Raw genomic sequence first — 23,052 nt, 5'->3', positions numbered from 1 at the left:
GGCCAGGTTAGTCGCGGATGGCGGGCATCGTGCCGGTGATGGCCTCGGTCTCCTGCGGGACGGGGTCGGGAAGGATCTCGCGGACGCGGTCCTGGACCGCCCGGGAGATCTCCTCCTGCGACTGGAGGCCGTCCACGACCAGGTAGCGGTCGGGATCGGCGGCGGCGAGTGCCCGGAACTCGCGGCGCACCCGCTCGTGGAACTCCATCGGCTCGGCCTCGATGCGGTCGGCGGGCGAGGCCAGCCGGGCCAGCCCGGTCGACGGCGGCACGTCGATCAGCACGGTGAGGTCGGGCGTCAGGCCGCCGGTGGCCCAGGAGTTGACCTTGGCGACGTCCTGCGGCTCCAGCTCGCGCCCTGCGCCCTGGTAGGCGAGGGAGGAGTCGACGTACCGGTCGGAGATGACCATCGCGCCCCGCTGGAGGGCCGGGCGGATGACCTTCTCGACGTGCTCGGCCCGGTCGGCCGCGTACAGCAGCGCCTCGGAGCGCGCCGACAAGCCGTGGTGGGCGGAGTCCAGCAGGATCGCCCGCAGGCGCATGCCGACCTTCGTGGACCCGGGCTCGCGGGTCTGGACGACGTCGAAGCCCTGGTCGCGCAGCCAGATGGCGATGAGCCGGGACTGTGTGGTCTTGCCCGACCCCTCGCCGCCCTCGAAGGCGATGAACATTCCGCGCGCCGGCTCGCCGCTGTCGGGGACGTACCGCTCGCCCTTGAGCGCGGCCATCAGGTCGGAGCCGATGGGCACCTCGCGCCGGTCGTCCATGTGCCGCAGGGCGAGCACGCCGACGACGATCGCCACGACGGCGCCGATCAGCATGACCAGGCTGGGACCGTCGAAGCGGTAGACGAGCCCGGCGCCGATCGAGATCGCGTGCTTGCCGAACAGGCCGGACAGCGCGGGCGCGACGGCGACCACGAGCAGGAGCGTGACCCGGGCCATGGACTGCAGGAACGAGAACGTGCGCCCGCGGATCGCGTCCTCGACCTCCAGGCCGATCAGTGTGTACCCGATGATCCAGGCGATGCCCGCGCAGGCGCCGAGCACGACGACGAGCATGACCACGATCACCAGGTTGTGGATGAGCGCGGTGGCCGCCAGGACGATGCCCGCGGTGACGATGGCCAGCCCGAACAGGCGCCGCCGCGACAGCTCGCGCAGCAGCCGGGGCCCGAAGAAGATGCCGAGCGCCATGCCGACGAAGACGGCCGCGAAGACGGTGCCGTACGCGGCGTCGCCCCCGCCGAGCGCCTCGACGTACACCTTCGCGACGCCGACGACCGCGCCGCCCGCCGCGAACGCCCCGAGCATGCCGATGACCAGGCCGCGCACCATGCGGTTGGCGCCGACGAACCGCCAGCCGTCGATGATCTGCCGGAGCACCGAGGGCGAGGAGACCTTGGTGGTGTGCTCCTTGGGGATGCTCCTCAGCGTGAAGATCAGGAACGCGGAGACGAGGTAGGCGACCGCGTTGAGGACCAGCGCGAGGTGGGCCGGGTGCCAGGTGAAGGTGGGCACGGCCTGGCCGAGGACCTCGATGACCACCGACAGCACCGCGAACAGCGCGGCGGCGACCGGCGCGGAGCCGTAGGTCACCAGCAGGTTGAGCTGGTTGGCCTCCTCCAGCCGCTCCTTGGGTACGAGGTTCGGGACGGTGGCGTCCTTGGCGGGGACCCAGAACAGGTTCACGCACTCGACGAGCAGCGTCGCGACGATGATCCACTGGTAGCTGCCGACCAGCGGGATCGACAGGACGAGCGCGAAGCGCAGCAGGTCGGAGGTGAACATCGTCAGGCGGCGGTCGAACCTGTCGGCGAACGCGCCCGCCAACGGGCCGAGGAGGATGGCGGGAAGCATCTTGACGAGGAAGACGCCGCCGATGGCGAGGCTCTGTGCCTGGAACCCCGAGCCCTGGGTCAGATAGGCCGCGAACGCGGTGATCGCGATGATGTTCAGCCAGTCGCCCAGGCTGCAGACCGCCATGGCCGTCCAGAGCCGGCGGAACGGTGCGTTCGCCAGCACGTGAGGGGGTTTACGGCGCGTAGCGGACCGGCCTGAGGTGGTCATGATGTCAGCGTATCCAGGTGTTCGCTGGGCTGGGCTGGATCGATGGCAGGGACGATACCGCGCCTGCCCGCTCCAGTCCCGAGGGTATTACCTTCCCGGCTCCCGCCGCAGGCGACATGCAGTGAAAGGTCTGATTCCTCCAAGTTGCGACGCCTGGCCAGGCCCAGGGCCGCCGGGGTGGCGCGGACGCGATCGGGGAACGAGCCTGGAACCGATGTGGCGCGGACGCCACACAAGCCTTACCTCGGACGATCTCGGCCCCGCGATACGGGAGGCCGCTGTAGGCCACCCGCTTGCCAACGCTAAGGTAAAGCTGTCCTAATTTAGGCAAGGCTAAGCAACCATCAGGGAGACCCACAATGTTCGCCAGTTATCTCATCGGCCTCCGGGAGGGCCTTGAGGCGACCCTTGTCGTGTCCATCCTTGTGGCCTTCCTGGTGAAGAGCGACCGGCGTGACAGGCTCCCGTACGTCTGGGGCGGGGTGTCGGCCGCCGTGGCCCTCTCGGTCGGGTTCGGCGCGCTGCTGACGTTCACCGCCGCCCACCTCGACTCCCGGCAGCAGGAGCTGTTCGACGCCGTGGCGTCCATCGCCGCCACGGTCTTCGTCACCTTCATGATCTTCTGGATGCGCACCGCCGCACGCAAGCTCTCCGGCGACCTGCGCGCCAAGCTGAGCGAGGCGCTCGGCCTCGGCGCCGCCGCCGTGGTCGTGATGGCCTTCCTCGCCGTCGCCCGCGAGGGCCTGGAGACCGCGTTGCTGTTCTTCGCCGCCGCCCAGGGCGCCGGCGCCACCTCCTCCCCCCTCATCGGCTTCACGCTCGGCATCGCCACCGCGATCGCGCTCGGCTGGGGGCTGTACAAGAGCGCGCTGCGCATCAACCTCGGCAAGTTCTTCACCTGGACGGGCCTGCTGCTGATCATCGTCGCCGCCGGCATCTTCAAGTACGGCGTGCACGACCTGGTCGAGGGCGGCGTGGTGCAGGTGCTCACGGCACCGGCGTTCGACCTGACCGGCGCGCTGCCGCCCGACGCCTGGTACACCACCCTGCTCAACGGCGTCTTCAACTTCACGCCGCAGCCCACCACCATCGAGACGATCGCCTGGGTCGCGTACCTCGTGCCGGTGCTGGTGCTGTTCCTCGTGCCGGCGCGCAAGGGGCCGGGCGCCTCGCGCACGCCGTCCGCCACCCCGGCGTCCGCCGCCTCCTGACCCCGCCTTCTTCCTCTACACCTTTCGACCTTCGTGAACTGGAGCACCATGCGTACCGCCACTGCCCTCACCGCCGGCGCGCTGGCCCTCGCCGGGCTGACCGCATGCTCGTCGACGACGAGCGACGGCGGCGACACGTCCGCGCGGACGGCCGGCAAGCCCGGGAAGATCACCGTCGCCGCCTCGGACACCGAGTGCAAGGTCTCCACGGCCTCCCTGCCCGCCGGCACCTCGACCTTCCAGGTGACCAACGGCGGCAGCAAGGTCACCGAGTTCTACGTGTACGCGGCCGGCGACCGCGTGATGGGCGAGGTCGAGAACATCGTCCCCGGCCTCACCCGCGAGGTCATCGTCGAGCTGCCCGCCGGCGCGTACGAGACCGCCTGCAAGCCGGGCATGATCGGCAAGGGCATCCGCAACCCGCTGAAGGTGAGCGGCACGGCCGTGGCCCTCTCCGACGACGCCCAGCTCGCCCAGGCCGCCAAGGACTACGGGCGCTACGTCAAGAGCCAGACCGACACGCTGCTGGTCAAGACCCAGGAGTTCGTCGACGCCGTCAAGGCGGGCGACGCCGACAAGGCCAAGGCCCTCTACCCCGTCGCGCGGACGTACTGGGAGCGCATCGAGCCCGTCGCCGAGAGCTTCGGCGACCTCGACCCCGCGATCGACGCCCGCGAGGACGCGATCGAGCCCGGCGCCGAGTGGACCGGCTTCCACAGGATCGAGAAGGACCTGTGGGTGACCAAGGACATCAGCAAGGACGGCCCCATCGCCGACAAGCTGATGGAGGACGTGAAGAAGATCGTCGATCGGGCCAACAGCGAGCCGCTGTCCCCGCTGAAGCTCGCGACCGGCGCCAAGGGCCTGCTCGACGAGGTCGCCACCGTGAAGATCACCGGCGAGGAGGACCGCTACTCGCACACCGACCTGTGGGACTTCGCGGCCAACCTCGAAGGCTCCAAGGGCGCCATCGCCGCGCTGCGTCCCGTCCTCACCGAGCGCGACCCCGCCCTGGTCAAGAGCCTGGACGAGAAGTTCGCCGCCGCCGTGGACACGCTGGGCAAGCACCGCTCCGGCGACGGCTGGAAGCTCCACACCGAGCTGTCCAAGGCCGACCTGAAGGAGCTGTCCGACTCGATCAACGCGCTGGCCGAGCCGATCAGCAAGGTCGCCGCCGTGATCGCCAAGTGAGCGTGCGGACGCACCTGGACGGGCACGCGTGCCGGGCGACGTCCCGGCCGGCGTGCCGACGGACGTCCGGGCCGGGCCGCGAGGAGACGAGATGAAGCAGATCAACCGGCGCACGCTGTTCGGGCTGGGAGCCGCGGGGGTCGCCGCCGCGGGCACGGGCGTCCTGGCCTCGCGCTCCCTCCTGGAGGGCGCGCCGCCCGCCGCCGCCGCGTCGACGTCCGACCCGGTCGCCTTCTACGGCGAGCACCAGGCGGGCATCGTCACCCCCGCGCAGGACCGCCTGCACTTCGTCAGCTTCGACGTGGTCACCAAGAAGCGCGACGAGCTCGTCGACCTGCTCCAGGAGTGGACGGCGGCCGCCGCCCGCATGACCCAGGGCAAGGACGCGGGCACGTTCGGCGCGGTCGGCGGCGTCCCCGAGGCCCCGCCGGACGACACCGGCGAGGCGCTCGGACTGCCCGCCTCCGGGCTGACGATCACCATCGGCTTCGGGCCGTCCCTGTTCGACGACCGGTTCGGGCTCGCGGCCAAGAAGCCCGCCGCCCTCGCCGACCTGCCGAAATTCCCCGGCGACGCGCTCCTGCCGGAGATCTCGGGCGGCGACATCTGCGTCCAGGCGTGCGCCCACGACCCGCAGGTCGCCGTCCACGCGATCCGCAACCTCGCGAGGATCGGCTTCGGCAAGGTGTCGGTCCGCTGGTCGCAGCTCGGCTTCGGCCGGACGTCGTCCACCTCGCGGGCCCAGGCGACCCCGCGCAACCTGATGGGCTTCAAGGACGGTACCAACAACCTCAAGCTGGAGGACGCCGCCATGCTGGGGCAGCAGCTCTGGGTCGCCCCCGGGGACGGGCCGGCGTGGATGACCGGCGGCAGCTACATGGTCACCCGCAAGATCCGCATGAACATCGAGACCTGGGACCGTGCGCCGCTGTCCGAGCAGCAGCAGATCTTCGGCAGGGACAAGGGCGAGGGCGCGCCGCTCGGCAGATCCCGGGAGTTCGACCCGATCGACTTCAACGCCAAGGGCGCGGACGGCGAGCCCGCCATCGCCATGGACGCCCACGTCCGCCTCGCGCACCCGTCCACGCACGGCGGCGCCCACCTGCTGCGGCGCGGCTACAACTACGTGGACGGCTCCGACGGGCTCGGGCGGCTGGACGCCGGGCTGTTCTTCATCGCCTACCAGCGCGACCCCCGTAAGCAGTTCGTCCCCATCCAGATGGAACTGGCGCGTAAGGACCTGCTGAACGAGTACATCAAGCATGTCTCCAGCGCGCTGTTCGCCTGCCCGCCGGGGCTGCGCGACGCGGGCGACTACTGGGGGCGCGCCCTGTTCGCCTGAGGTTTCACCCCGCCCCCGGACGCCCGTGCGTGGCGCTGGGGGCGTTCTGTGTACCGGGCTCTTGTTCCGGCTCACCGGTCGGGTTCTCGTGCCGCTACGGGGCGCTCAGCGCTGCGTAGATGCGTTCACGGGGCCGTGCGGCGCCTGAAGGTCGGGCTTTCCCCGTAGAACGCGAAATTTCCGTCGCCCCCGGGTTGATCCACCTACCCACAGGCGCGACGGAAATTTCGCGCGGCCGGGCTCAGCCCCTCAGGGCTCACACCCGGCCCTCTGCACGTGGCCGCCCGCCCATATCAGGACTTGGCGCCCGCCTTCGCCCCCGCCTTGGCGCGCGGGCGCTTCGGCGCGGGGCCGCGGGCGCGGCGCTCCGCCAGCAGCTCGGCCGCCCGCTCGATCGTGATCTGCTCCACCGAGTCCTCCTTGCGCAGGGACGCGTTCGTCTCGCCGTCGGTGACGTACGGCCCGAAACGCCCCTCCTTGACCACGACCGGCTTTCCGGAGACGGGGTCGTTCCCCAGCTCGCGCAGGGGCGGCGCGGCGGCCGCACGGCCCCTGCCCCGCTGCTTGGGCTGCGCGAACAGCTCTCTGGCCTGCTCGATCGTCACCGTGAAGATCTCGTCTTCCGAGGCCAGCGAGCGCGAGTCCGTCCCCTTCTTGATGTAGGGGCCGAACTTGCCGTTCTGCGCGGTGACCTCCTCGCCGTCGATCTCCCCGAGCACGCGCGGCAGCGAGAGCAGCTTGAGCGCGTCCTCCAGCGTGACCGTCTCCAGCGACATCGACTTGAACAGCGAGCTGGTGCGGGGCTTCTGAGCGTCCTTCTTGGCCCTCTTCTTGCCGTCGGCGGGCGGCTCGTCCTCGGGGAGGATCTCGGTGACGTACGGCCCGAAACGCCCCGTCTTGGCGACGATCTTGTGCCCGGTGACCGGGTCCGTCCCCAGCTCGCGCTCGCCCGAGGGCTGCTTGAACAGCTCCTCCGCCTTCTCGGCCGTCAGCTCGTCCGGCGCGAGGTCCTCGGGGACGTTCACGCGCGCGCCGTCGCGGTCCAGGTAGGGCCCGTACCTGCCGACGCGGATGACGATGTCCGTCCCCTTGATCGGGAACGAGCTGATCTCCCGGGCGTCGATCTCGCCCAGGTCGCTGACCAGCTCCTTCAGGCCCTGGCCGTGATCGCCGTAATAGAAACGGCGCAGCTCGGGCACCCGCTGGGCGCGGGCGTTGGCGATGTCGTCGAGCACCTTCTCCATGTCGGCGGTGAAGTCGTAGTCGACCAGGTTGCCGAAGTGCCGTTCCAGCAGGTTGACCACGGCGAACGCCAGGAAGGACGGCACCAGCGCCGTGCCCTTCTTGAAGACGTACCCGCGGTCCAGGATCGTGCCAATGATCGACGCGTACGTCGACGGGCGGCCGATCTCGCGGTCCTCCAGTTCCTTGACCAGCGACGCCTCCGTGTAACGGGCGGGCGGCCGGGTGGAGTGGCCCTCGGCGCCGAGCTCCAGCGCGGTCAGCGGGTCGTCCTGGCGGAGGTTCGGCAGCCTGCGCACGGAGTCGTCACGGTCGGTGGCGGGGTCGTCCGCGCCCTCGACGTACGCCTTCAGGAAGCCGTAGAACGTGATCGTGCGGCCGCTGGCGCTGAACTCGACCTTCTCGTCCGTCGAGGACGTGCCGCCGATGCGCACGCTGACCGACTCGCCGACGGCGTCCTTCATCTGGGACGCCACCGTGCGCTGCCAGATCAGCTCGTACAGCCGGAACATGTCCGAGCTGAGGCCGGTCTCGCCGGGCGTGCGGAACTCGTCCCCAGAGGGCCTGATGGCCTCGTGAGCCTCCTGGGCGTTCTTCACCTTGCTCGCGTACACCCTCGGCTTGTCGGGGACGTACTCGGCGCCGTACAGCCGCACCGCCTGGCTCCTGGCGGCGGCCAGCGCCGTCTCCGACAGGGTGGTGCTGTCGGTACGCATGTAGGTGATGAAGCCGTTCTCGTACAGCTTCTGCGCCACCTGCATGGTGTACTTCGCCGAGAAGCCGAGCTTCCGGCTCGCCTCCTGCTGCAATGTGGTCGTCCGGAACGGCGCGTACGGCTTGCGCGTGTACGGCTTGCTCTCGACCGAGGTGACCTTGTACGCCGAGCCCTCCAGGCGCAGCGCCAGCGCCCGCGCGGCCTGCTCGTCCAGGTGCAGGACCTCGGCGCTCTTCAGGGCGCCCGTGCTGGCGAAGTCGCGGCCCTGGGCCACCCTGCGGCCGTCCACGCCGGTCAGCGTGGCGGGGAAGCTGTGCGGGTCCTCGTCGTGGCCGGTGTCGAAGAGGGCCTGGAGGTCCCAGTACTCGGCCGAGGTGAACGCGATGCGCTCGCGCTCGCGCTCGACCACCAGGCGGGTCGCGACCGACTGCACCCGGCCGGCGGACAGGCGCGGCTTGACCTTCTTCCACAGGACCGGGCTGACCTCGTAGCCGTAGAGCCTGTCCAGGATGCGGCGGGTCTCCTGGGCGTCCACCAGGCGCAGGTTCAGGCTGCGGGGGTTGGACACCGCGTCCCGGATCGCCTGTGGCGTGATCTCGTGGAACACCATGCGGTGCACCGGGATCTTGGGCTTCAGCACCTCCTGGAGGTGCCAGGCGATGGCCTCGCCCTCGCGGTCCTCGTCAGTGGCGAGGTACAGCTCGTCGGCGTCCTTGAGAAGCTGCTTCAGCTTGGACACCTGGGACTTCTTGTCAGGGTTCACGACGTAGAGCGGCTCGAACTCGTGGTCCACGTTGACCCCGAGGCGGGCCCATGCCTCGCCCTTGAACTTCTCGGGGATGTCCTCGGCCTTTTCGGGCAAATCACGAATGTGACCGATGCTGGACTCCACGATGTAGCCGCGCCCGAGGTACCCCGCGATCGTCTTCGCCTTCGCAGGCGACTCCACGATCACCAGGCGGGTTCCGCCGGCGTTGCCGTTGTTGGCTGGCACGCTGCTTCCTACCTCGCTGTTCGCTGTCGTTCTCCTGCCGGTCGCTCCCGGCCCGCCGTGGGCGGCGTGCCGGGTGATCCGTCACAGGCATGAAGGTAACCCGTCGTCGGAAAATTCTCCCCGTCGGACTACCCGGTCACTTACCGGTGTTCCACCTACCTGGACCCGATACCCACGAGGACGCAGAATAGAGCCCAGAGAGTGCCAGCGTCCCCTTGCACACCCTTCGGAGACTAACCGCAGTGCTCGAGTACTCCTATTTGGACCTGTACCTCCCGCGCGGGACAACGCGGGAAACCGCCCGCCGGGTGCTGACCGAGCATGCCGAGTACGGCCACTGGGAGCTGGACCGTCTGAGGTTGTATCCCGACGGGCGCCGGTACGTACGGCTGCGACGGAAGGTCCTGCGGGTGGCCAGCACACTTTAATCCTCGTGAGGCCACTGTAGCCCCTGGACATGGCTTTGCCCGCCCCGGGCCGCGCCCCCGGAACGGGCAAAGCATCTGTGCTCCGCCGCGCGAATCGGGCCCTGCGGCCCGGCGCCGCGGCCTGTATTCGCAGGCGGCGAAGCGTCTGTGACTCCGCCGCAGGATCACGGCGAAGGGTCTGAGACCCCACCTCGCGCGTTCGCACGAAGTGTTTGTGACTCCTGTCGCATCGCGGAGAGCGGACGTTCTATAGAAGATCTATAACAGAGCCGCATGGCTCGCGGCCCGCCGTCCGTGCTCTCACGGCGACGCTCGCGAGAGCGCTGTCGCGGCACTCTCCAGGCTCCACCCGGCCCGCGTCGCGTGGCTCGCGACGCGGAACCGGCCGGTCCCGCCGGCGGTGTCGCTCCGCCGGCGTCTCACTCCGGGTCGTTCACCTGCGGCGGAGGCGGCGGGTGCTCGCGACGATCGTGGCCGAGGCGGCGAAGAGCGCACCGACCAGCAGGGCCGCCAGCGAGCCCGCGTTCATGCCCGTGACGCCGAGCGGCCGCTCGGCGCTCATCAGGCCGATCTTGTCGCCCGCGAGGGGCAGGGTGCCCGTCACGGAACGTCCACCGGCGATGCCCCCGGCGGGCGTGCCAGAGACGATCTTGTTGACGGGGGCGAGCGGGTCGCCGGCGGAGGCCCCCTGGACCGGAAGGCCCGGGGTCACGGGGAGCTCGGGAAGGCCGAGGGGCTTCTGGCGCCCGCTCGTCGCCGGGGACTGAGGTCCCCCGGCCTGGCCCGACTGGTGGCTCGGCGCGGCCGGCCCGCGCTGCGCCGGGAACGCCGGGACCAGAGGCAGCTCGGGCAGCAGGCCGAGGCCGGACCGCTTCTCGGCGGACACGTCGCCCGAACTGCGGGCCCAGTGCCCGAGACCGTGCCTGGCGCCGTGCGCGGCGGCCTGGCCGCCCACGCCGGCACCGCCCAGGCAGCCCGCGGCGGCGTCGCCCAGCACGGCGACGGCGTTGCCGCACACGTTGACCGGCGCCTCGATCGGGGCGACGACCTGGTTGCCGCCGAGCACGCTGTGACGGCCGTCCGTCCTGTTGCCGCCCGCGCCGCTGCCGCCGCCGCCCTTGATGGTCGCGCCGCCGGTGCAGTTCGAGAACGCCCGGCCGATCACGGCCACGGACGTGCCGCAGACGTTGATCGGCGCCTTGATCGGGGCCACCACCTGGTTGCCGCCGATCACCGACGCGTACCCGGACGTACGGTTGCCGCCCGCGCCGCCGCCGGCGCCCGGTGCGCTGACACCGCCCGGGCAGGTGGCGGCGCCGTTGCCGACGGCGTTGCCGCACACGTTGATCGGCGCGTTGATCGGGGCGACGACCTGGTTGCCGCCGAGCACGCTGTGACGGCCGTCGGTGGAGTTGCCGCCCGCGCCGCCACCCCCGCCCGAGCCGTTGTAGCCGTTGCCGCCCTTGCCGACGGTGGCGCCGCCCCGGCAGCCCGAGAACGCGTGGCCGATCGCGGCCACGGAGGTGCCGCAGACGTTGATCGGCGCGGCGATCGGGGCCACCACCTGGTTGCCGCCGATCACCGACCCGCGCCCGGACGTACGGTTACCGCCCGCACCCTGCCCGCCACCGACCTTGGCCGTCGCCCCGCCCCGGCAGCCCGCGGCCGACCGGCCGATGACCGCGACCGCGTTGCCGCAGACGTTGATCGGCGCGGCGATCGGGGCGACGACCTGGTTGCCGCCGAGCACGCTGTGCGAGCCGTCCGTCCTGTTGCCGCCCGCGCCGGACAGGCCGTTCCCGCCGCCCTTCACTTCGGCTCCGCCCCGGCAGCCCGCGTCGGACAGCCCGATGACCGAGACCGCGTTCCCGCAGGCGTTGATCGGCGCGGCGATCGGCGCCTTGATCTGGTTGCCGCCGAGTACGCTGCCGTTCCCGTTGGTGCTGCCCGGGGTGCCGGCCGTGCCGGAACCGCCGTGGACCGACGAGCCACCCCGCGAGGAGGCCGACGCGCCGCCGAGGACGCCCACCGCGTTCCCGCTGATGTCGACGGGAATGGTGATGGGCAGGTCGACCTGGTTGCCTCCGGCCACCGAGCCGGTGCCGGAGGTGTCGGCGAATGCCGTGCCGCCGCTGAAAGCCAGGACGCCGACCGCCAGAAGAGCGGCGGGAGCGGAGCCCTTCGCCCACGTACGCATAATTGATTCGCTCCTTGTTTTCTTGGGGGAGTTCCTGACACACCCGGCGTGACCAACGGGTTTCCGTCGAACCATGCCGACGGGCACCGGGTTTCCCGCCCGTCTCCTCGCGACCACGGCCACCGCCAGGACGCGGTGGCCGACTGTGTGGCCCGAGAGGTCGCGTACCGGAATGGCGTGCCGGGCGCGAGTCGGGCATCCGGTCGTGGCCGTGTCGCGCCTCACGGACGTCCGCCATGGGAAATCACGGCTCGTAGCGGGATTTCGCGCGGCAGGACCGTCGAAGACGCCGGGCGCCCATCACAGGTGCTGCTACTGCCACTGGTGCCGTCGAGACCACCGACGCGAGTGCGGGGGATGACGCGTCACCCGCGCGGAGGCCGCTCACATCTCTCCCGAGAAGTCGTCTCCGAGGCGTCACTCTCGTGAAGAGCCACCATCGAGGAGAGCGGTGATCTGCGGCACGCTCCGCGACCGGCCGGCCCCAGCGGGCCCGTACCGGCGCAGGGCGGGGATCAGTCGGGAGAGAAAGAGGGGTCGTCCGCGGCTGTGCGGACGACGGGGGCGGGCGCACTCGCCGTGACGGCGGGCGTGGCCACGAGTCGCGGGTCGAAGACGGACCGCGCGACGTCCCCCGGACCCGGCCCGAACGGGCCGGAGCCACCACCCCGGGGCACGATGCCGTCGGCCCCCGCCGAGTGATCGGCGGTGGACGGCGTGGGATGTGCGGGCTTGGACTGGCTGGTGAGCCCGTCCACACTGCGTCCCGCCATCGCCCCGGCGTCGGCCGAGGCGGTGTCGCTGACCGTGGGGAAACCACCGGCCGGAGCCGGCCCGGAAGCGACATGAGGGGGTGTGGAGGCGGAACCGCGCGCCGCCCCCGACGTGCCGACGTCGGCCACCACCCGGGAGACCTGGACGTCCTCGCCCGCTTGACCGGCCGCGGCCACGTGCCCCGAGGGGACGTGCGACTCCGCAGACGCCGCGCCGGCGAGGCCGAAGACCAGCCCCAGGACCCAGCCGACGGCGATCAGACCGCCGACGGCCAGGAGACGACCCAACCGGGAACCGGCCACGAACCGTGCCATCCGGTCTTCCCGCGTCGCGGTCGTCCGGGCCCCATCGCCCGAAGCGGCCGCGGGCACGCACCGAGCCACGGCGGGCGACTCGCCCACCCGCGGCCCCAGACCGGTGCGTGCCACGCGACCTCCCCGAACTCCTCGATCAGCCCAGCTTTCGCAGGGCTGATCGTGAATGCCAACCCCTCAACGCAAAGTTACTGTATCAGTACGGGGAGTGAACGCGACACGTTTCCATGGATCCGGTCAGCAGGCATCAAGGAAACGGTCAAGGACGCGTACGCCGAACTTGAGCGAGTCGATCGGCACACGCTCGTCGATGCCGTGGAACATCCCGCTGAAGTCCAGGTCGGCGGGCAGGCGCAGCGGCGCGAAGCCGAACCCCCGGATGCCCAGGCCGCTGAGCGCCTTGAGATCGGTCCCGCCGGACAACGTGTACGGCACGGCCCGCGCGCCCGGGTCCTCGGCCAGCAGCGAGTCCGCCATCGCCTTGACCAGCGGGCCCTCGAAGGCCGTCTCGAGCGCGATGTCGTGGTAGACGAACTCCCTGCGCACGTTCGGCCCCATCAGCTCGTCGATGGTCGCGAAGAACTCGTCCTCGTAGCCGGGCAGGAACCGGCCGTCCACGTGCGCCGTGGCGGTCTGCGGGATCACGTTGGCCTTGTAGCCAGCGTCCAGCATCGTCGGGTTGGCCGTGTTGCGCAGCGTGGCGCCGATCATGCGGGCCAGGGGGCCGAGCTTCGCGACCGCCGCCTCGGCGTCGTCGGCCTCCAGCTCGATGTCGAAGGCCTCCTTGAAGAAGTCCCGCACCGTCGGCGTCAGCCGGATCGGCCACTCGTACCGCCCGATGCGGCCGACCGCCTCGGCCAGCTCGGTGACCGCGTTCTCGCTGCTCAGCATGGACCCGTGCCCGGCGCGACCGGTCGCGGTCAGTTTCATCCAGGCGATGCCCTTCTCGGCCGCCTCGATGAGATACAGACGGTTCCCCTCGCCCACGGAGACGCTGAACCCGCCGACCTCGCCGATCGCCTGGGTGCAGCCCTCGAACAGCTCCGGATGCTCGGTCGTCAGCCACTGCGCGCCGTACTCGCCTCCGGCCTCCTCGTCCGCCGTGAACGCGAGCACGACGTCCCTCGGCGGCCTGCGCCCCTCGCTCAGGCGCTGACGCACCACCGCGAGGATCATGGCGTCCATGTTCTTCATGTCCACCGCGCCCCGGCCCCAGACGCACCCGTCCGCCACCTCGCCGCTCAGCGGGTGATGCGTCCAGTCGGACGCGTTGAAGGGCACCACGTCGAGATGCCCGTGAAGCACCAGCCCGCCACGGCCGGAGTCCTCGCCCTCGATGCGGGCGATCACGCTGGCCCGCTTGCTGTCACTCTCCAGGATGCGCGGCTCCAGCCCGACCTCCGCCAGTTTCCCGGCGACGTACTCGGCGGCCACCCGCTCCCCGGGGCCCGTGTTGTCCCCTGGGTTGGTCGTATCTATACGGATCAGGTCGCGGCAGAGCTCGGCGACCTCGTCCTCACCTTTGAACACGGACATGCGTGCTCCTTCGGTCCGGGTAGGGGCTGACCCCTCCATCCTGCCGCCCACCCCGATTCCCCCTCGCCCACCCCCGGCCCCGCCCGGCCCCCCGGCCAACGCCGGGCTTCCCGGTATGTAGCACTGCCCGAAGTTTGCTAACCTAGTGCAGCCGACGCGGGAAGACGTTCCCACGTGCAGGCACCACTCGTCCGGGTGGCGGAATAGGCAGACGCGCTAGCTTGAGGTGCTAGTGCCCTTTACGGGGCATGGGGGTTCAAGTCCCCCCTCGGACACCAACTCATACCCCATATGGTCCTGGTCACTGGAAGCGGCGACCAGGACTTTTCGTTGTGCGGGCTTGTAGATCAGCCTCAGGCCGGTCGGCGCTCCACAGCGTCAGCGTCGTACGCACCCGGGCGCTCATGCCGCGACCCCCTCGGCGTACGGGACTGCCTCCGTCGTCGCAGGCTCGGACCGCGCCGCTCCCGTACCGGCGTCAGCCTGACCGCGCACCTCTCGGACGGTGTCCACCTGGAAGGGTGCCTCCGCAGGCTCACCCATGGACGTGCGGTCGTAGGCCACGGCCTTGCGCCCTGGGTCCGCACGGTCCGGCAGCGGCTCCGCACGGTCGCCCTGACTCTGCGGATGACCCTCCGCACGGTGCGGACCACCGTGCGGGCCTACCTCGGAGGCAGAGGCACCACCGTGCGGGTCGGCTTCCGCAGGATCCAGGCCACCATGCGGACCCACCGCGTCAGCGTTCGCAGAGTCGCCAGCCAGCTCGTCGAAAACCGTCCCGTCCATCGACAGCAGTCCGCGGCGGGCTTCGGCCAGGACGCCCTCACACCACCGCTTGCGGTAACCGGTGCGCTGTTCGACGTCCCGCCAGGTGACCTCGTACTTCTCGCCCCGCTCGATCGCCGCGAGCATCTCCTCGCGGAGCTCGGCGACCACGGCGGCCCGGTAGGCGGCCTGCTCGACCGGCGCGCTGGGCTTGTCCGCACGGTCCTCCTCGGAGAACCCGCGCACGCCATCGTCCGTGCGGTCCTCCACCGTAAGGTCCGAATCCGCACGGAGGCTCTCGGCCCGCACAGTCGCCGGGGAAGGGACGACCGTGCGGGCCAGCACCGCACGGTCCCGCTGCAACCGTGCGGTCCCGGGCCTCGGCGCATCCGCACGGTCCACGACCGTGCGGGTCGGCCCCGCATCGGACGACAGCCCGTGCAGCCGCTCGGCCGCCGCCCGGTAGGCTCGGCGCACGGCCTCGGTGATCCAGTGCCGCAGGTCCGTCACGGCCTCGGCCGCACAGAACACGATCGCCGGCGGCACCGAGTGCAGCAGAATCAGCGAGGGATCCAGCGACGCCCAGGCCGACCAGGTGTTCATCGCGTAGGTACAGCCGAGGGCGACCCAATTGGTCCGGCGCACCCACGGGCCGGCCTTGATCTGGTGCCGGGCGATGACCTGCTCTCCGAGCAGCACGCCCACGAGAACCAGGGACACCATCGGGTCGAGCAACCAGGCGGTGCACCACTCGATCGATCCGACCTCGGCGCCGCGCGCGGCGAACGCCTGGACGTTGGCCGCGGTGAAGGCCAGGCCGAGGACGAGCCCAGTCCAGATCAGCCGGTCGACGCGCGTTCTCATCCGCTCGATGCGGTAGGCGATCACGTCAGGGTTGGTGTCGTAGGCCCGGACATCGGCGGCGGCCTTCGCCGCCAGTGCCAGCTTCTCGGCCTTGCTGCTCGGCCGATGCTGCGGTTCGGCGCGCGGCGGGGCCGAGGGCCACAGTGTCGTCGGCTCGGACATCAGGCGCTCACCGCCCTGCCGGCCCCGGCGGCCTCGCGCTGGACGGCCCGCTGTCGCTGGCGGATGAGGTTCAGCCGCTGCCATGGCACCGTACCGCCCCGGATGCCATGAACCCAGGTGCGAGGAAGGACGATCTCCTCCCGAAGCGCCAGCTCCAGGCACTCAGCCCGGACCGGACACGGCCCACAGAGGTCCAGCGACCGCCTCGTACGCAGCGCGCTTCTCCGCCAGTGCTTCGGGGCTGCCCCCGTTGAACTCGGGCGGCTCACGCGGAAACCACGCGTCGGGCTCATCCGTCCCGACGCACAAGCCGTCCACGATGACCCGCCGGTGCAGATCCCTCGTGGTCTGGGCGTAAACGCCCTTGAGCAGGGGTGCGAAGATGTTGGGCATCGGGTCTGATCTCCTTTCGCCGAGGTGGACTGACCCGGTGTCTCGCGACTCCGGTGTTGCAGCACCGGAGCCGCTTTGGTCTGCCACTCCTCGCCGAGGGCCGAACTTCGACCAACACACCTACTCGACTAGAGGAGTTTGCCTTCCCGTTATGGCTCCTCTAGACGAGTTGGTCAAGCCCTATCGCGCAGGAAGTTCGTACGAGAGCACGTACGCGTCGCTCGACATCACCGTGTCGCACACCTCGACAGGCCGGCCGTCTGCCGCGTAGGCCGTACGGATCAGGTGAAACACCGGCACTCCAGGCGCAAGCTTCAAGGCGCGCACCTCTTCGCGAAACGGCATCCGCGACCGGATCTCCTCCACGAAGCGATCAAGCCGGAAGCCAAGCTCCTCAAGACGGGCATAGATCCCGCCAGGCCCGCTGTCGGGCTGCTCGATCTGCGTACCCTGCGCGATCGAGGAAGGCAGATAGGAGACCGCCGTCTCCACCGGCTGCCCGTTGATCAGGTACCGGCGCGATCGAACGATCACGTGTTCGCCACCGGCAAGCTCCAGGCGCTCGGCAACATCGGAGGGCGCCGCAGCCTCACTCACCTTGATCGAGTCAACGGACGGCTTCCCACCCGCCTCCTCCGTCTCCACGATGAAGGCGGCCTTACCCCGCTCACGGTGGCGCCTCGCGAAGCGGTCAGAGGCAAGTCGGCGGACAGGTGGCCGAGAACGCACGAACACCCCGCGGCCGTGCTCCGCAACGGTGAGCCCCTCACTCTGTAGGACCTGAAGGGCATTCCGTATGGTCATCCGAGCCACGCCGTAGTGCTGCATAAGCTGCGCCTCTGAGGGAATCTTGTCTCCCTCATGGAGGGCACCGCGCTCGATGGCCTCACGAACGTGATCGGCGATCTGGCGGAACACAGCCCGGTCGCTGAGCGGGTCCAGCTCCGGCAGCGGCAGCTCCGCCACGCCAACTCCTCAACTCGTACATACCTGTACCGTCGGAGTTTAGCGACGGCCAGGTTGGAGGGTACCGCCCATGGATCACCAGCACCTGCACTCGGTCAGCGTGGCCGGCGTAATCATCGACGACCAGAGGCGCGCGCTACTTATCCAGCGGCGGGATAACGGCCACTGGGAAGCTCCCGGAGGAGTCCTCGAACTGGACGAAGATATCGAGACTGGCCTAGTCCGGGAGGTAAGGGAGGAAACTGGCCTTGAGGTCAGACCCATCGCACTGACAGGCGTCTACAAAAATATGACACGCGGTATCGTGGCCTTGGTCTTCCGTTGCCGAGCAGTCGCTGGCAGTCTTGCGGAGACCGACGAGTCTCGTGCCTTCCTGTGGGCGACCGCCGACGAAGTACGAACTCTGGCATCGGAGGCCTTCGCTGTGCGGATCGTGGATGCAATGGACCCCACCCAGGCGCCCACCGTCCGGCAGCACGATGGCAAGCATTTGATAGACACCACTCGACATGCTGCCGAAATGAGCCATATCGTGCGAGTCAGCAGCACAACTGCGCATGGACGTTCAGATCAGGCCTAGGATTCGAGTGCAATCGTACGGCCAGGTCTCGAGCGTGCACCTGGCACTGCACTTCAGACGTAGACCCTGTACGCAACCAAGACTTGAGCACCCAGGGTGATCCCCCAAGGGAGACTCTGGGTCCTACCGCAGGAGATCGCGAAGGGTGGGCTACAGCTCGCCAAGCTCAGAAGCAGCATCTAACATATGGCATAGCAGGGGATAATTAAACCTGTATATTGCTACCATGACGGCGACGGATCTGGCCCCACCCCCCACCTGGCCCGAAGACGCATTGCGGCTAAATGCCATCTGCCCATACTACACAATGTTTCCGTTGGACTTCCCGCTCCAACAACTGGCCGCCTTCACGCAAGCGACTCGCGTACTCGATCCATTCTGCGGCAGAGGGACGACGCTATACGCCGCGCGACTGGCCGGGCTCCCGTCTGTGGGCATTGATATCAATCCGGTAGCTGCAGCTATTGCACAGGCCAAACTGGTCCGGGTAACGCCAGGAGCCGTGGTGCGGCTGGCGACAAGAATTCTCAAAGAAGGAGAACCAGACGACATCCCCGATGGAGACTTCTGGCGATGGTGCTTCGAGGCGGATACTCTGCGCGAGCTCGTTATACTTCGAAACGCACTAATGTCGCTGAACTCGCCCACCGCCGCGATACTGCGGGCGGTGATGCTTGGAATCCTTCATGGGCCTCAAAATAAAGGCCTTCCTTCCTATCTGTCCAATCAGATGCCGCGCACTTATGCATCCAAACCAGCATACGCCGTACGCTTCTGGAAACAGCGCGGCATGGAACCGGTACGGGTCCCGGCGCTCCAAGTTATCGAGCGGCGGGCCGCAAGGCTGTTGGCAGCTACTCCGGCGGCTCACGGCGGCAGGGTCTACCTAGGAGACTCGGTGCAGACTCTGAACAGGTTGCGACAACACTTTGATCTAGTCGTCACCTCTCCACCGTATTACGGGATGCGCACATACGTTCAAGATCAATGGCTACGCTCATGGTTCCTTGGTGGTCCCGCTGAGGTTATCTACGGCTCCGACGGTCAGATCGCCCGTCAGCCGAGCCAAGAAGCCTTCATCGAAGCGCTAGCCGAGGTGTGGGCAGCTACCGCTCGCCGCTGTCACCCAGAGTCCCGCCTGGCGATCCGCTTCGGGACCATACCGTCGGCCCGCACTGATCCGGAGCGGATGCTACTCGCTTCACTGGAGAAGGCGCATGCTGGCTGGGTCGTCAAGGACGTGAGGATTGCAGGAACTCCATCTAAGCGCGCCCGGCAGGCGGAGCAATTCGGTAAGGCTGGCTCCGCGGTCGACGAGATCGACGTCATCGCAGAACTAGCTGATGTACCACAATAAGGGACAAAACGGTTACTTTCCCGAATCTGATCACATCGTGTTGGCGTTTCATGCCATGCTGTAGCTGAAACCAGCTCATTACTCGCCTGGACAGCGCATGGCGCGGGGGGACGCATGTTCGACGCCGATCAGATCAAGGAACTGAAGCGCCAGATCGGTGATCAAGTAGAGGCCGGCCGCGTGGAATTGGACAAGCTTGTCGCCGAAGCGAAGTCCCTGGCTGGCAGCGTGAAGGTGATCAAGCCCCGATCCGCTACGTCTGTGGCGCTGATGGCCTCGGATGGTGGCAATAATAAGGTTGCCTTCAACCCGTTCTACCTGCAAGTAGTACGTGTAGTTGACTCCAAGGGCAAAGAACTGTGCCTGGAAGTAGTCTCTCCCCTCTCAGACATCGAAGAGCTGGGCCGGCGTCAATTCAATGCCGACGGGTCTCCGCGTACCGCACTCGGCAAATTGATGAATGGACTCGGTGTCACCACTCTCAAAGAGCTGTCCCCGATGATGTCAGGTAAGTCATCGAGCTGGGTACTCGTCTTCAGAGATCTTTGCGAGTGGGCCACCTTGTATGACCTGATCTGCCATCGCGACTACGCCACCGACACCCTCATTGTTCGTGATGGTCTGTTGCGGAGCAAAATTTTCGCTAAAGACTACTTCGTGCAGATGGGCCATTTGATGCACGAAGCGATTATGCAGACCTGGGAGCGCGACCGCTGTCGAGTGTGGCTGGTGGGGCTGGCGAAGAAGACTCAAGTGCTGGAGTACTATCGTCTAGCGATATCCCTCTCTGCCGTCCTCGACAATGGCACTCCGTGCTTCGTTAAGGTGCCCAAGCAGATGCTGGATGTCTACCAGTGGGACGAGTACACCCGCGATGTTGACGATAAGGGTGTAGGCGAGGATCCAAAGTTCAACTTTGGATCGATGCACTTTGTCCGCTTCGGCCCATATTCGGGCGATCCGATATGGACAGTGGACATTATGTCCCGGCAGGATAAGGATGCTCAGGCAATCTTCGGCTACCTGCAAGCCGACGCCGTAGCCGGGTTTCCGATCCCCTTCTACCCTAACTGCATTCAACAGGCCGACAGCTTCTCTCGTGTTGCCGACATAGACTTGGACATTATCGAGGACAACCTCGTCGATGCCATCCGCGAACAGGTCGGCGAAACTAAGGCACCAGTGGTAGATGCACTTCGGCTGGCCTCCGATGTTGCCGCGCGCCGATATGAGTAATTCCCCCGACCTTCCCGACCTCTGCGGAGCATGACACAATAATGAGCCTGTTCGATCGTGACAAGGTTGTCGGCACCTTCCGCGGCTTCGCCGAAAGCGGCATGGAGTTTCACGCCGACCTTGTTCTGCCGCATCACGACGACTTCCAGACGATGGCCATGCACGGTCAGTTCGTCCTCGTGCAACTCGAGCACGAACGAGAAGCGATTCTCGGTCGAATCACCACCATCGCCTCGCAAGGCCGGCTGGTTTCTCCAATTGGAGAGGATTACGCCACCCGCGCAGTTCGGGATCAGAGGCCGATCCCCGATGAACTACGCGAGCGCTACCTTAAATATAAGGTCGACATTCGCATCCTTGGCGTCCTTAGACGGGATGGGGACAAGTACATTTTCGTCCCCAGCCATCGGCGTCTACCGCACGTCGGCGCCCAGGTCGCGCTACTGACGGACGATCTGCTAGCTGAGGTGACCAACGCCAACGATACCGATGGCGGAGCAGTGCCAATTGGGTACCTCTCCTTCGGCGAATTCGTCTATGCCGGGGATGACCGACGCATCGGCGACAGTTCCTGGATGGTGGTCCAGCATCCGGCGATCATGCCGACCTTTCAGATCAACAAACTTGTATCTCGACGCAGCTTTGTCTTTGCCCGCGCGGGCTTCGGTAAGTCCAACCTGGTCAAACTACTGTTCTCTGCACTATATGAGCACCAGCCCACAGTTGATCGTCGCGGCGGGCGGAAGGCAGACGTCGGAACCGTGATCTTCGATCCTGACGGCGAATATTTCTGGCCTGACCACCGTGGCAAGCCTGGTCTGTGCGACGTCCCGCACCTGAAGGACAAGCTAGTCGTCTTCACCAACCGCAAGGGGCCAAGTCCGTTCTACCAGTCTTTTGTGGTCAACGGCGTTAAGTTGAACATCAAGGAGCTTTCCCCTGCGCGGGTTCTAGGCATTGCGCTGCCTCCCGAAAAGCAGGACCAACAAAATATGGTCAAGCTCAAGTCTCTGAATGGCGTCAAGTGGGCTGAGCTGGTGGACCTGATCGCCGCAGAAAAGTTCGGAGCCGATCAGGTTCGGGTTCGTGAGCTCCTTGACCTCCCGAAGAACGACGAAGCGCAGACGATGGCGGCCATTGGCAACATGACGCGGGTGGTCAATTCCCTTCACGACCCAGCCAGTCAACTGCTAAGTGCCCTAAAGGAGTGCCTAAGCCAAGGGAAGCTCTGTGTGGTAGACATCTCCCAAATGCGGGGACAACAGGGACTCCAGCTCGCTGGTGTCATCCTCAGCGACATTTTTGAGCATAACCAGACACAGTTCACTGAGGCCGAGCCCAAGACCATTCCCACAATCGCCGTGATCGAAGAAGCCCAGTCTGTCCTCGGTGGTTCGAACCAGAACGAGGAGGGTCCGTTCGTCTCCTGGGTCAAAGAAGGTCGCAAGTACGATCTCGGCGCGCTGCTCATCACGCAACAGCCAGGCAGTCTGCCACAGGAACTGCTCAGCCAGGGCGATAATTTTTTCGTGTTCCACCTGCTGTCTGGTGGAGACCTCAATGCTCTCAAGAAGGCGAACGCCCACTTCTCAGACGATCTCCTGGCTACTCTGCTCAACGAGCCACTTGTCGGTAGCGGCATCTTCTGGTCCAGCGCTCCAGGAACTGATACACATTCCCGCCCCTATCCGGTTCCCGTCCGCGTCCTGAGCTTCGATGACTCCTACGAGCAGATCGATCCGGGGTACTCGATGGAGGCCGCAGATAGCTTTGCCGCCGAGACTAAGGCGCACCTCGATGAGCGGCGAAAAGAGGCATGGGCCGCTGCGGCGAGCCTGGCGGCGACCAACCCACAGGAATCGGCAATCGCTACCGCTGAGGAGGATTCCGCACCACCGGGCGCGGACGACAAAGCCATCGCGATTGTGCATCTGCGCGACAAGCAGGAGTTCCAAGACAAGATTAGAACCACAGAGGGAATTAAGTGGGGTCGAATCGGCTGGCTGCTCGCGGAAAAGGCACCCGATCATGCCAAACGGATTGATGATGGCCGCCAGTGGGGAATGGACCTTGTCAAGGAGGCGCTCGACCGCCTCTACCCTGACCAGTGGGTGTCTGAGCGCAGAGCTGGAAGCGGTGGAAACCAAACCAGCTGGGTTCGCTTGAAGGATGGCTTTGAGTCGCAATCCCAGGGCGAGCTCTTCCCGACGGCGCCTTCCGACGAGGATGCGCCCTTCTAGTACATGGGCGCCTATAGGGTGGTCTCGTTGCCGCCTGAGATGCTGGCTCTGGCGCGTCGTCGCACTTGCGCCCTGAGGACAACCTTTCGTCATTCGACGTTCAGCCACGGGTCTGGTTGGGCGCTGAGGAGATGGGCGAAGGGTTCGAGTCGCCCCTCGGACACACTTTGCTACATGATCGCCCGAGTTCAGCTCGGGCGATCACTGTTTTCTGGGCCGGTTGATAGGTGAGGTGCAGCCCAAGCTGCCCGTACACCTGTCCCTTGTCCTGAGGGTCGGCACTGCGGAGCAGCCTTCTCATGTCCCCGAGCATCTCGGTCATGGCCGCGATCTCCTCCTCGGTGAGTCGTTTGGGCATGGTGGTGACGATCCTGTCCAGGCGTAGCCGCTCGGCCTTACGCCGGGCTTCGGTCTCGGCGATCCACGCGTCTCCGGCGACACGGACCTCAGCGCCGGTCCGCCGCTGACCTTCACCCC

At 67.4% G+C, this 23,052-nt stretch carries 17 protein-coding genes and 1 tRNA gene; 9 read left to right on the top strand and 9 right to left on the bottom strand.

Translation table 11 applies throughout. The features are described from left to right. Positions 1 to 7: 7 nt before the first annotated feature. Positions 8 to 2,068 carry a dTMP kinase gene (tmk, locus tag DQ384_RS30870; RefSeq protein ID WP_114032403.1) on the bottom strand — a complete coding sequence of 687 codons (2,061 nt, stop codon included), beginning with the start codon at positions 2,066 to 2,068 and terminating at the stop codon, positions 8 to 10. Positions 2,069 to 2,427: 359 nt separating this feature from the next. Between tmk and efeU the strand changes: the two genes are divergently transcribed. From efeU to efeB, 3 genes are all read left to right on the top strand, one after another. Beyond that, a complete protein-coding gene (gene efeU, locus DQ384_RS30865; RefSeq protein ID WP_114032402.1) occupies positions 2,428 to 3,279 on the top strand; it encodes an iron uptake transporter permease EfeU in 852 nt (283 codons plus the stop codon). Positions 3,280 to 3,327: 48 nt separating this feature from the next. Continuing rightward, positions 3,328 to 4,470, top strand: coding sequence for an iron uptake system protein EfeO (gene efeO, locus DQ384_RS30860; RefSeq protein ID WP_114032401.1), 1,143 nt, complete (start codon positions 3,328 to 3,330; stop codon positions 4,468 to 4,470). 91 nt (positions 4,471 to 4,561) lie between these two features. Continuing rightward, positions 4,562 to 5,812, top strand: coding sequence for an iron uptake transporter deferrochelatase/peroxidase subunit (gene efeB / locus DQ384_RS30855; RefSeq protein WP_114032444.1), 1,251 nt, complete (start codon positions 4,562 to 4,564; stop codon positions 5,810 to 5,812). Positions 5,813 to 6,105: 293 nt separating this feature from the next. Here efeB and topA read toward each other — a convergent pair whose 3' ends face one another. Then, positions 6,106 to 8,763, bottom strand: coding sequence for a type I DNA topoisomerase (gene topA, locus DQ384_RS30850; protein WP_114032400.1), 2,658 nt, complete (start codon positions 8,761 to 8,763; stop codon positions 6,106 to 6,108). A 242-nt stretch (positions 8,764 to 9,005) separates the two neighbouring features. On the opposite strand from topA, the gene DQ384_RS30845 reads away from it, so the two are divergent. Beyond that, a complete protein-coding gene (locus DQ384_RS30845) occupies positions 9,006 to 9,191 on the top strand; it encodes a DUF5703 family protein (protein WP_114032399.1) in 186 nt (61 codons plus the stop codon). Between the two features lie 433 nt (positions 9,192 to 9,624). Here DQ384_RS30845 and DQ384_RS30840 read toward each other — a convergent pair whose 3' ends face one another. The 3 genes from DQ384_RS30840 to DQ384_RS30830 all read right to left on the bottom strand — a co-directional run bounded on the left by DQ384_RS30840 (position 9,625) and on the right by DQ384_RS30830 (position 14,012). Beyond that, complete coding sequence (locus DQ384_RS30840; protein ID WP_181871513.1) at positions 9,625 to 11,388, bottom strand: chaplin; 1,764 nt, start codon at positions 11,386 to 11,388, stop codon at positions 9,625 to 9,627. Between the two features lie 515 nt (positions 11,389 to 11,903). After that, positions 11,904 to 12,476, bottom strand: coding sequence for a hypothetical protein (locus DQ384_RS30835; protein WP_181871512.1), 573 nt, complete (start codon positions 12,474 to 12,476; stop codon positions 11,904 to 11,906). Positions 12,477 to 12,713: 237 nt separating this feature from the next. Beyond that, on the bottom strand, positions 12,714 to 14,012 hold the full coding sequence (locus DQ384_RS30830; protein ID WP_114032396.1) for a M20/M25/M40 family metallo-hydrolase: 1,299 nt from the start codon (positions 14,010 to 14,012) through the stop codon (positions 12,714 to 12,716). A 189-nt stretch (positions 14,013 to 14,201) separates the two neighbouring features. Between DQ384_RS30830 and DQ384_RS30825 the strand changes: the two genes are divergently transcribed. After that, positions 14,202 to 14,290 (top strand) — tRNA-Leu (locus tag DQ384_RS30825). A gap of 124 nt (positions 14,291 to 14,414) precedes the next feature. On the opposite strand, the gene DQ384_RS30820 is transcribed toward DQ384_RS30825, so the two are convergent. From DQ384_RS30820 to DQ384_RS30810, 4 genes are all read right to left on the bottom strand, one after another. After that, the gene (locus DQ384_RS30820) at positions 14,415 to 15,803 is read right to left on the bottom strand and encodes a hypothetical protein (protein ID WP_114032395.1); all 1,389 of its coding nucleotides are present in this window, start codon (positions 15,801 to 15,803) and stop codon (positions 14,415 to 14,417) included. Further along, positions 15,803 to 16,072, bottom strand: a complete 270-nt coding sequence (locus DQ384_RS44305; protein WP_181871511.1) for a WhiB family transcriptional regulator — start codon at positions 16,070 to 16,072, stop codon at positions 15,803 to 15,805. The genes DQ384_RS30820 and DQ384_RS44305 overlap by 1 nt, the downstream gene beginning before the upstream one ends. After that, positions 15,966 to 16,196, bottom strand: a complete 231-nt coding sequence (locus DQ384_RS41645; RefSeq protein ID WP_181871525.1) for a hypothetical protein — start codon at positions 16,194 to 16,196, stop codon at positions 15,966 to 15,968. The genes DQ384_RS44305 and DQ384_RS41645 overlap by 107 nt, the downstream gene beginning before the upstream one ends. Positions 16,197 to 16,376: 180 nt before the next feature. Continuing rightward, complete coding sequence (locus DQ384_RS30810; protein ID WP_114032393.1) at positions 16,377 to 17,162, bottom strand: GntR family transcriptional regulator; 786 nt, start codon at positions 17,160 to 17,162, stop codon at positions 16,377 to 16,379. A 70-nt stretch (positions 17,163 to 17,232) separates the two neighbouring features. Here DQ384_RS30810 and DQ384_RS30805 point away from each other — a divergent pair, with 70 nt between their 5' ends. The 4 genes from DQ384_RS30805 (at position 17,233) to DQ384_RS30790 (ending at position 22,575) form a co-directional block, all read left to right on the top strand. Continuing rightward, on the top strand, positions 17,233 to 17,742 hold the full coding sequence (locus DQ384_RS30805) for an NUDIX hydrolase (RefSeq protein ID WP_114032392.1): 510 nt from the start codon (positions 17,233 to 17,235) through the stop codon (positions 17,740 to 17,742). Positions 17,743 to 17,968: 226 nt separating this feature from the next. After that, positions 17,969 to 19,099 (top strand): DNA methyltransferase, encoded by a 1,131-nt coding sequence (locus DQ384_RS30800; protein WP_342769467.1) that lies wholly within the window; start codon positions 17,969 to 17,971, stop codon positions 19,097 to 19,099. Between the two features lie 114 nt (positions 19,100 to 19,213). Further along, positions 19,214 to 20,335 carry a hypothetical protein gene (locus DQ384_RS30795; protein WP_114032391.1) on the top strand — a complete coding sequence of 374 codons (1,122 nt, stop codon included), beginning with the start codon at positions 19,214 to 19,216 and terminating at the stop codon, positions 20,333 to 20,335. Positions 20,336 to 20,376: 41 nt separating this feature from the next. Continuing rightward, on the top strand, positions 20,377 to 22,575 hold the full coding sequence (locus DQ384_RS30790; protein ID WP_114032390.1) for an ATP-binding protein: 2,199 nt from the start codon (positions 20,377 to 20,379) through the stop codon (positions 22,573 to 22,575). Positions 22,576 to 23,052 lie beyond the last annotated feature (477 nt).

The organism is Sphaerisporangium album, from assembly GCF_003323745.1.
In the GTDB taxonomy this organism is placed as follows: domain Bacteria; phylum Actinomycetota; class Actinomycetes; order Streptosporangiales; family Streptosporangiaceae; genus Sphaerisporangium; species Sphaerisporangium album.
Note: the sequence above shows the minus strand (reverse complement) of the source record. Positions and strands in the feature narration are given on the sequence as shown.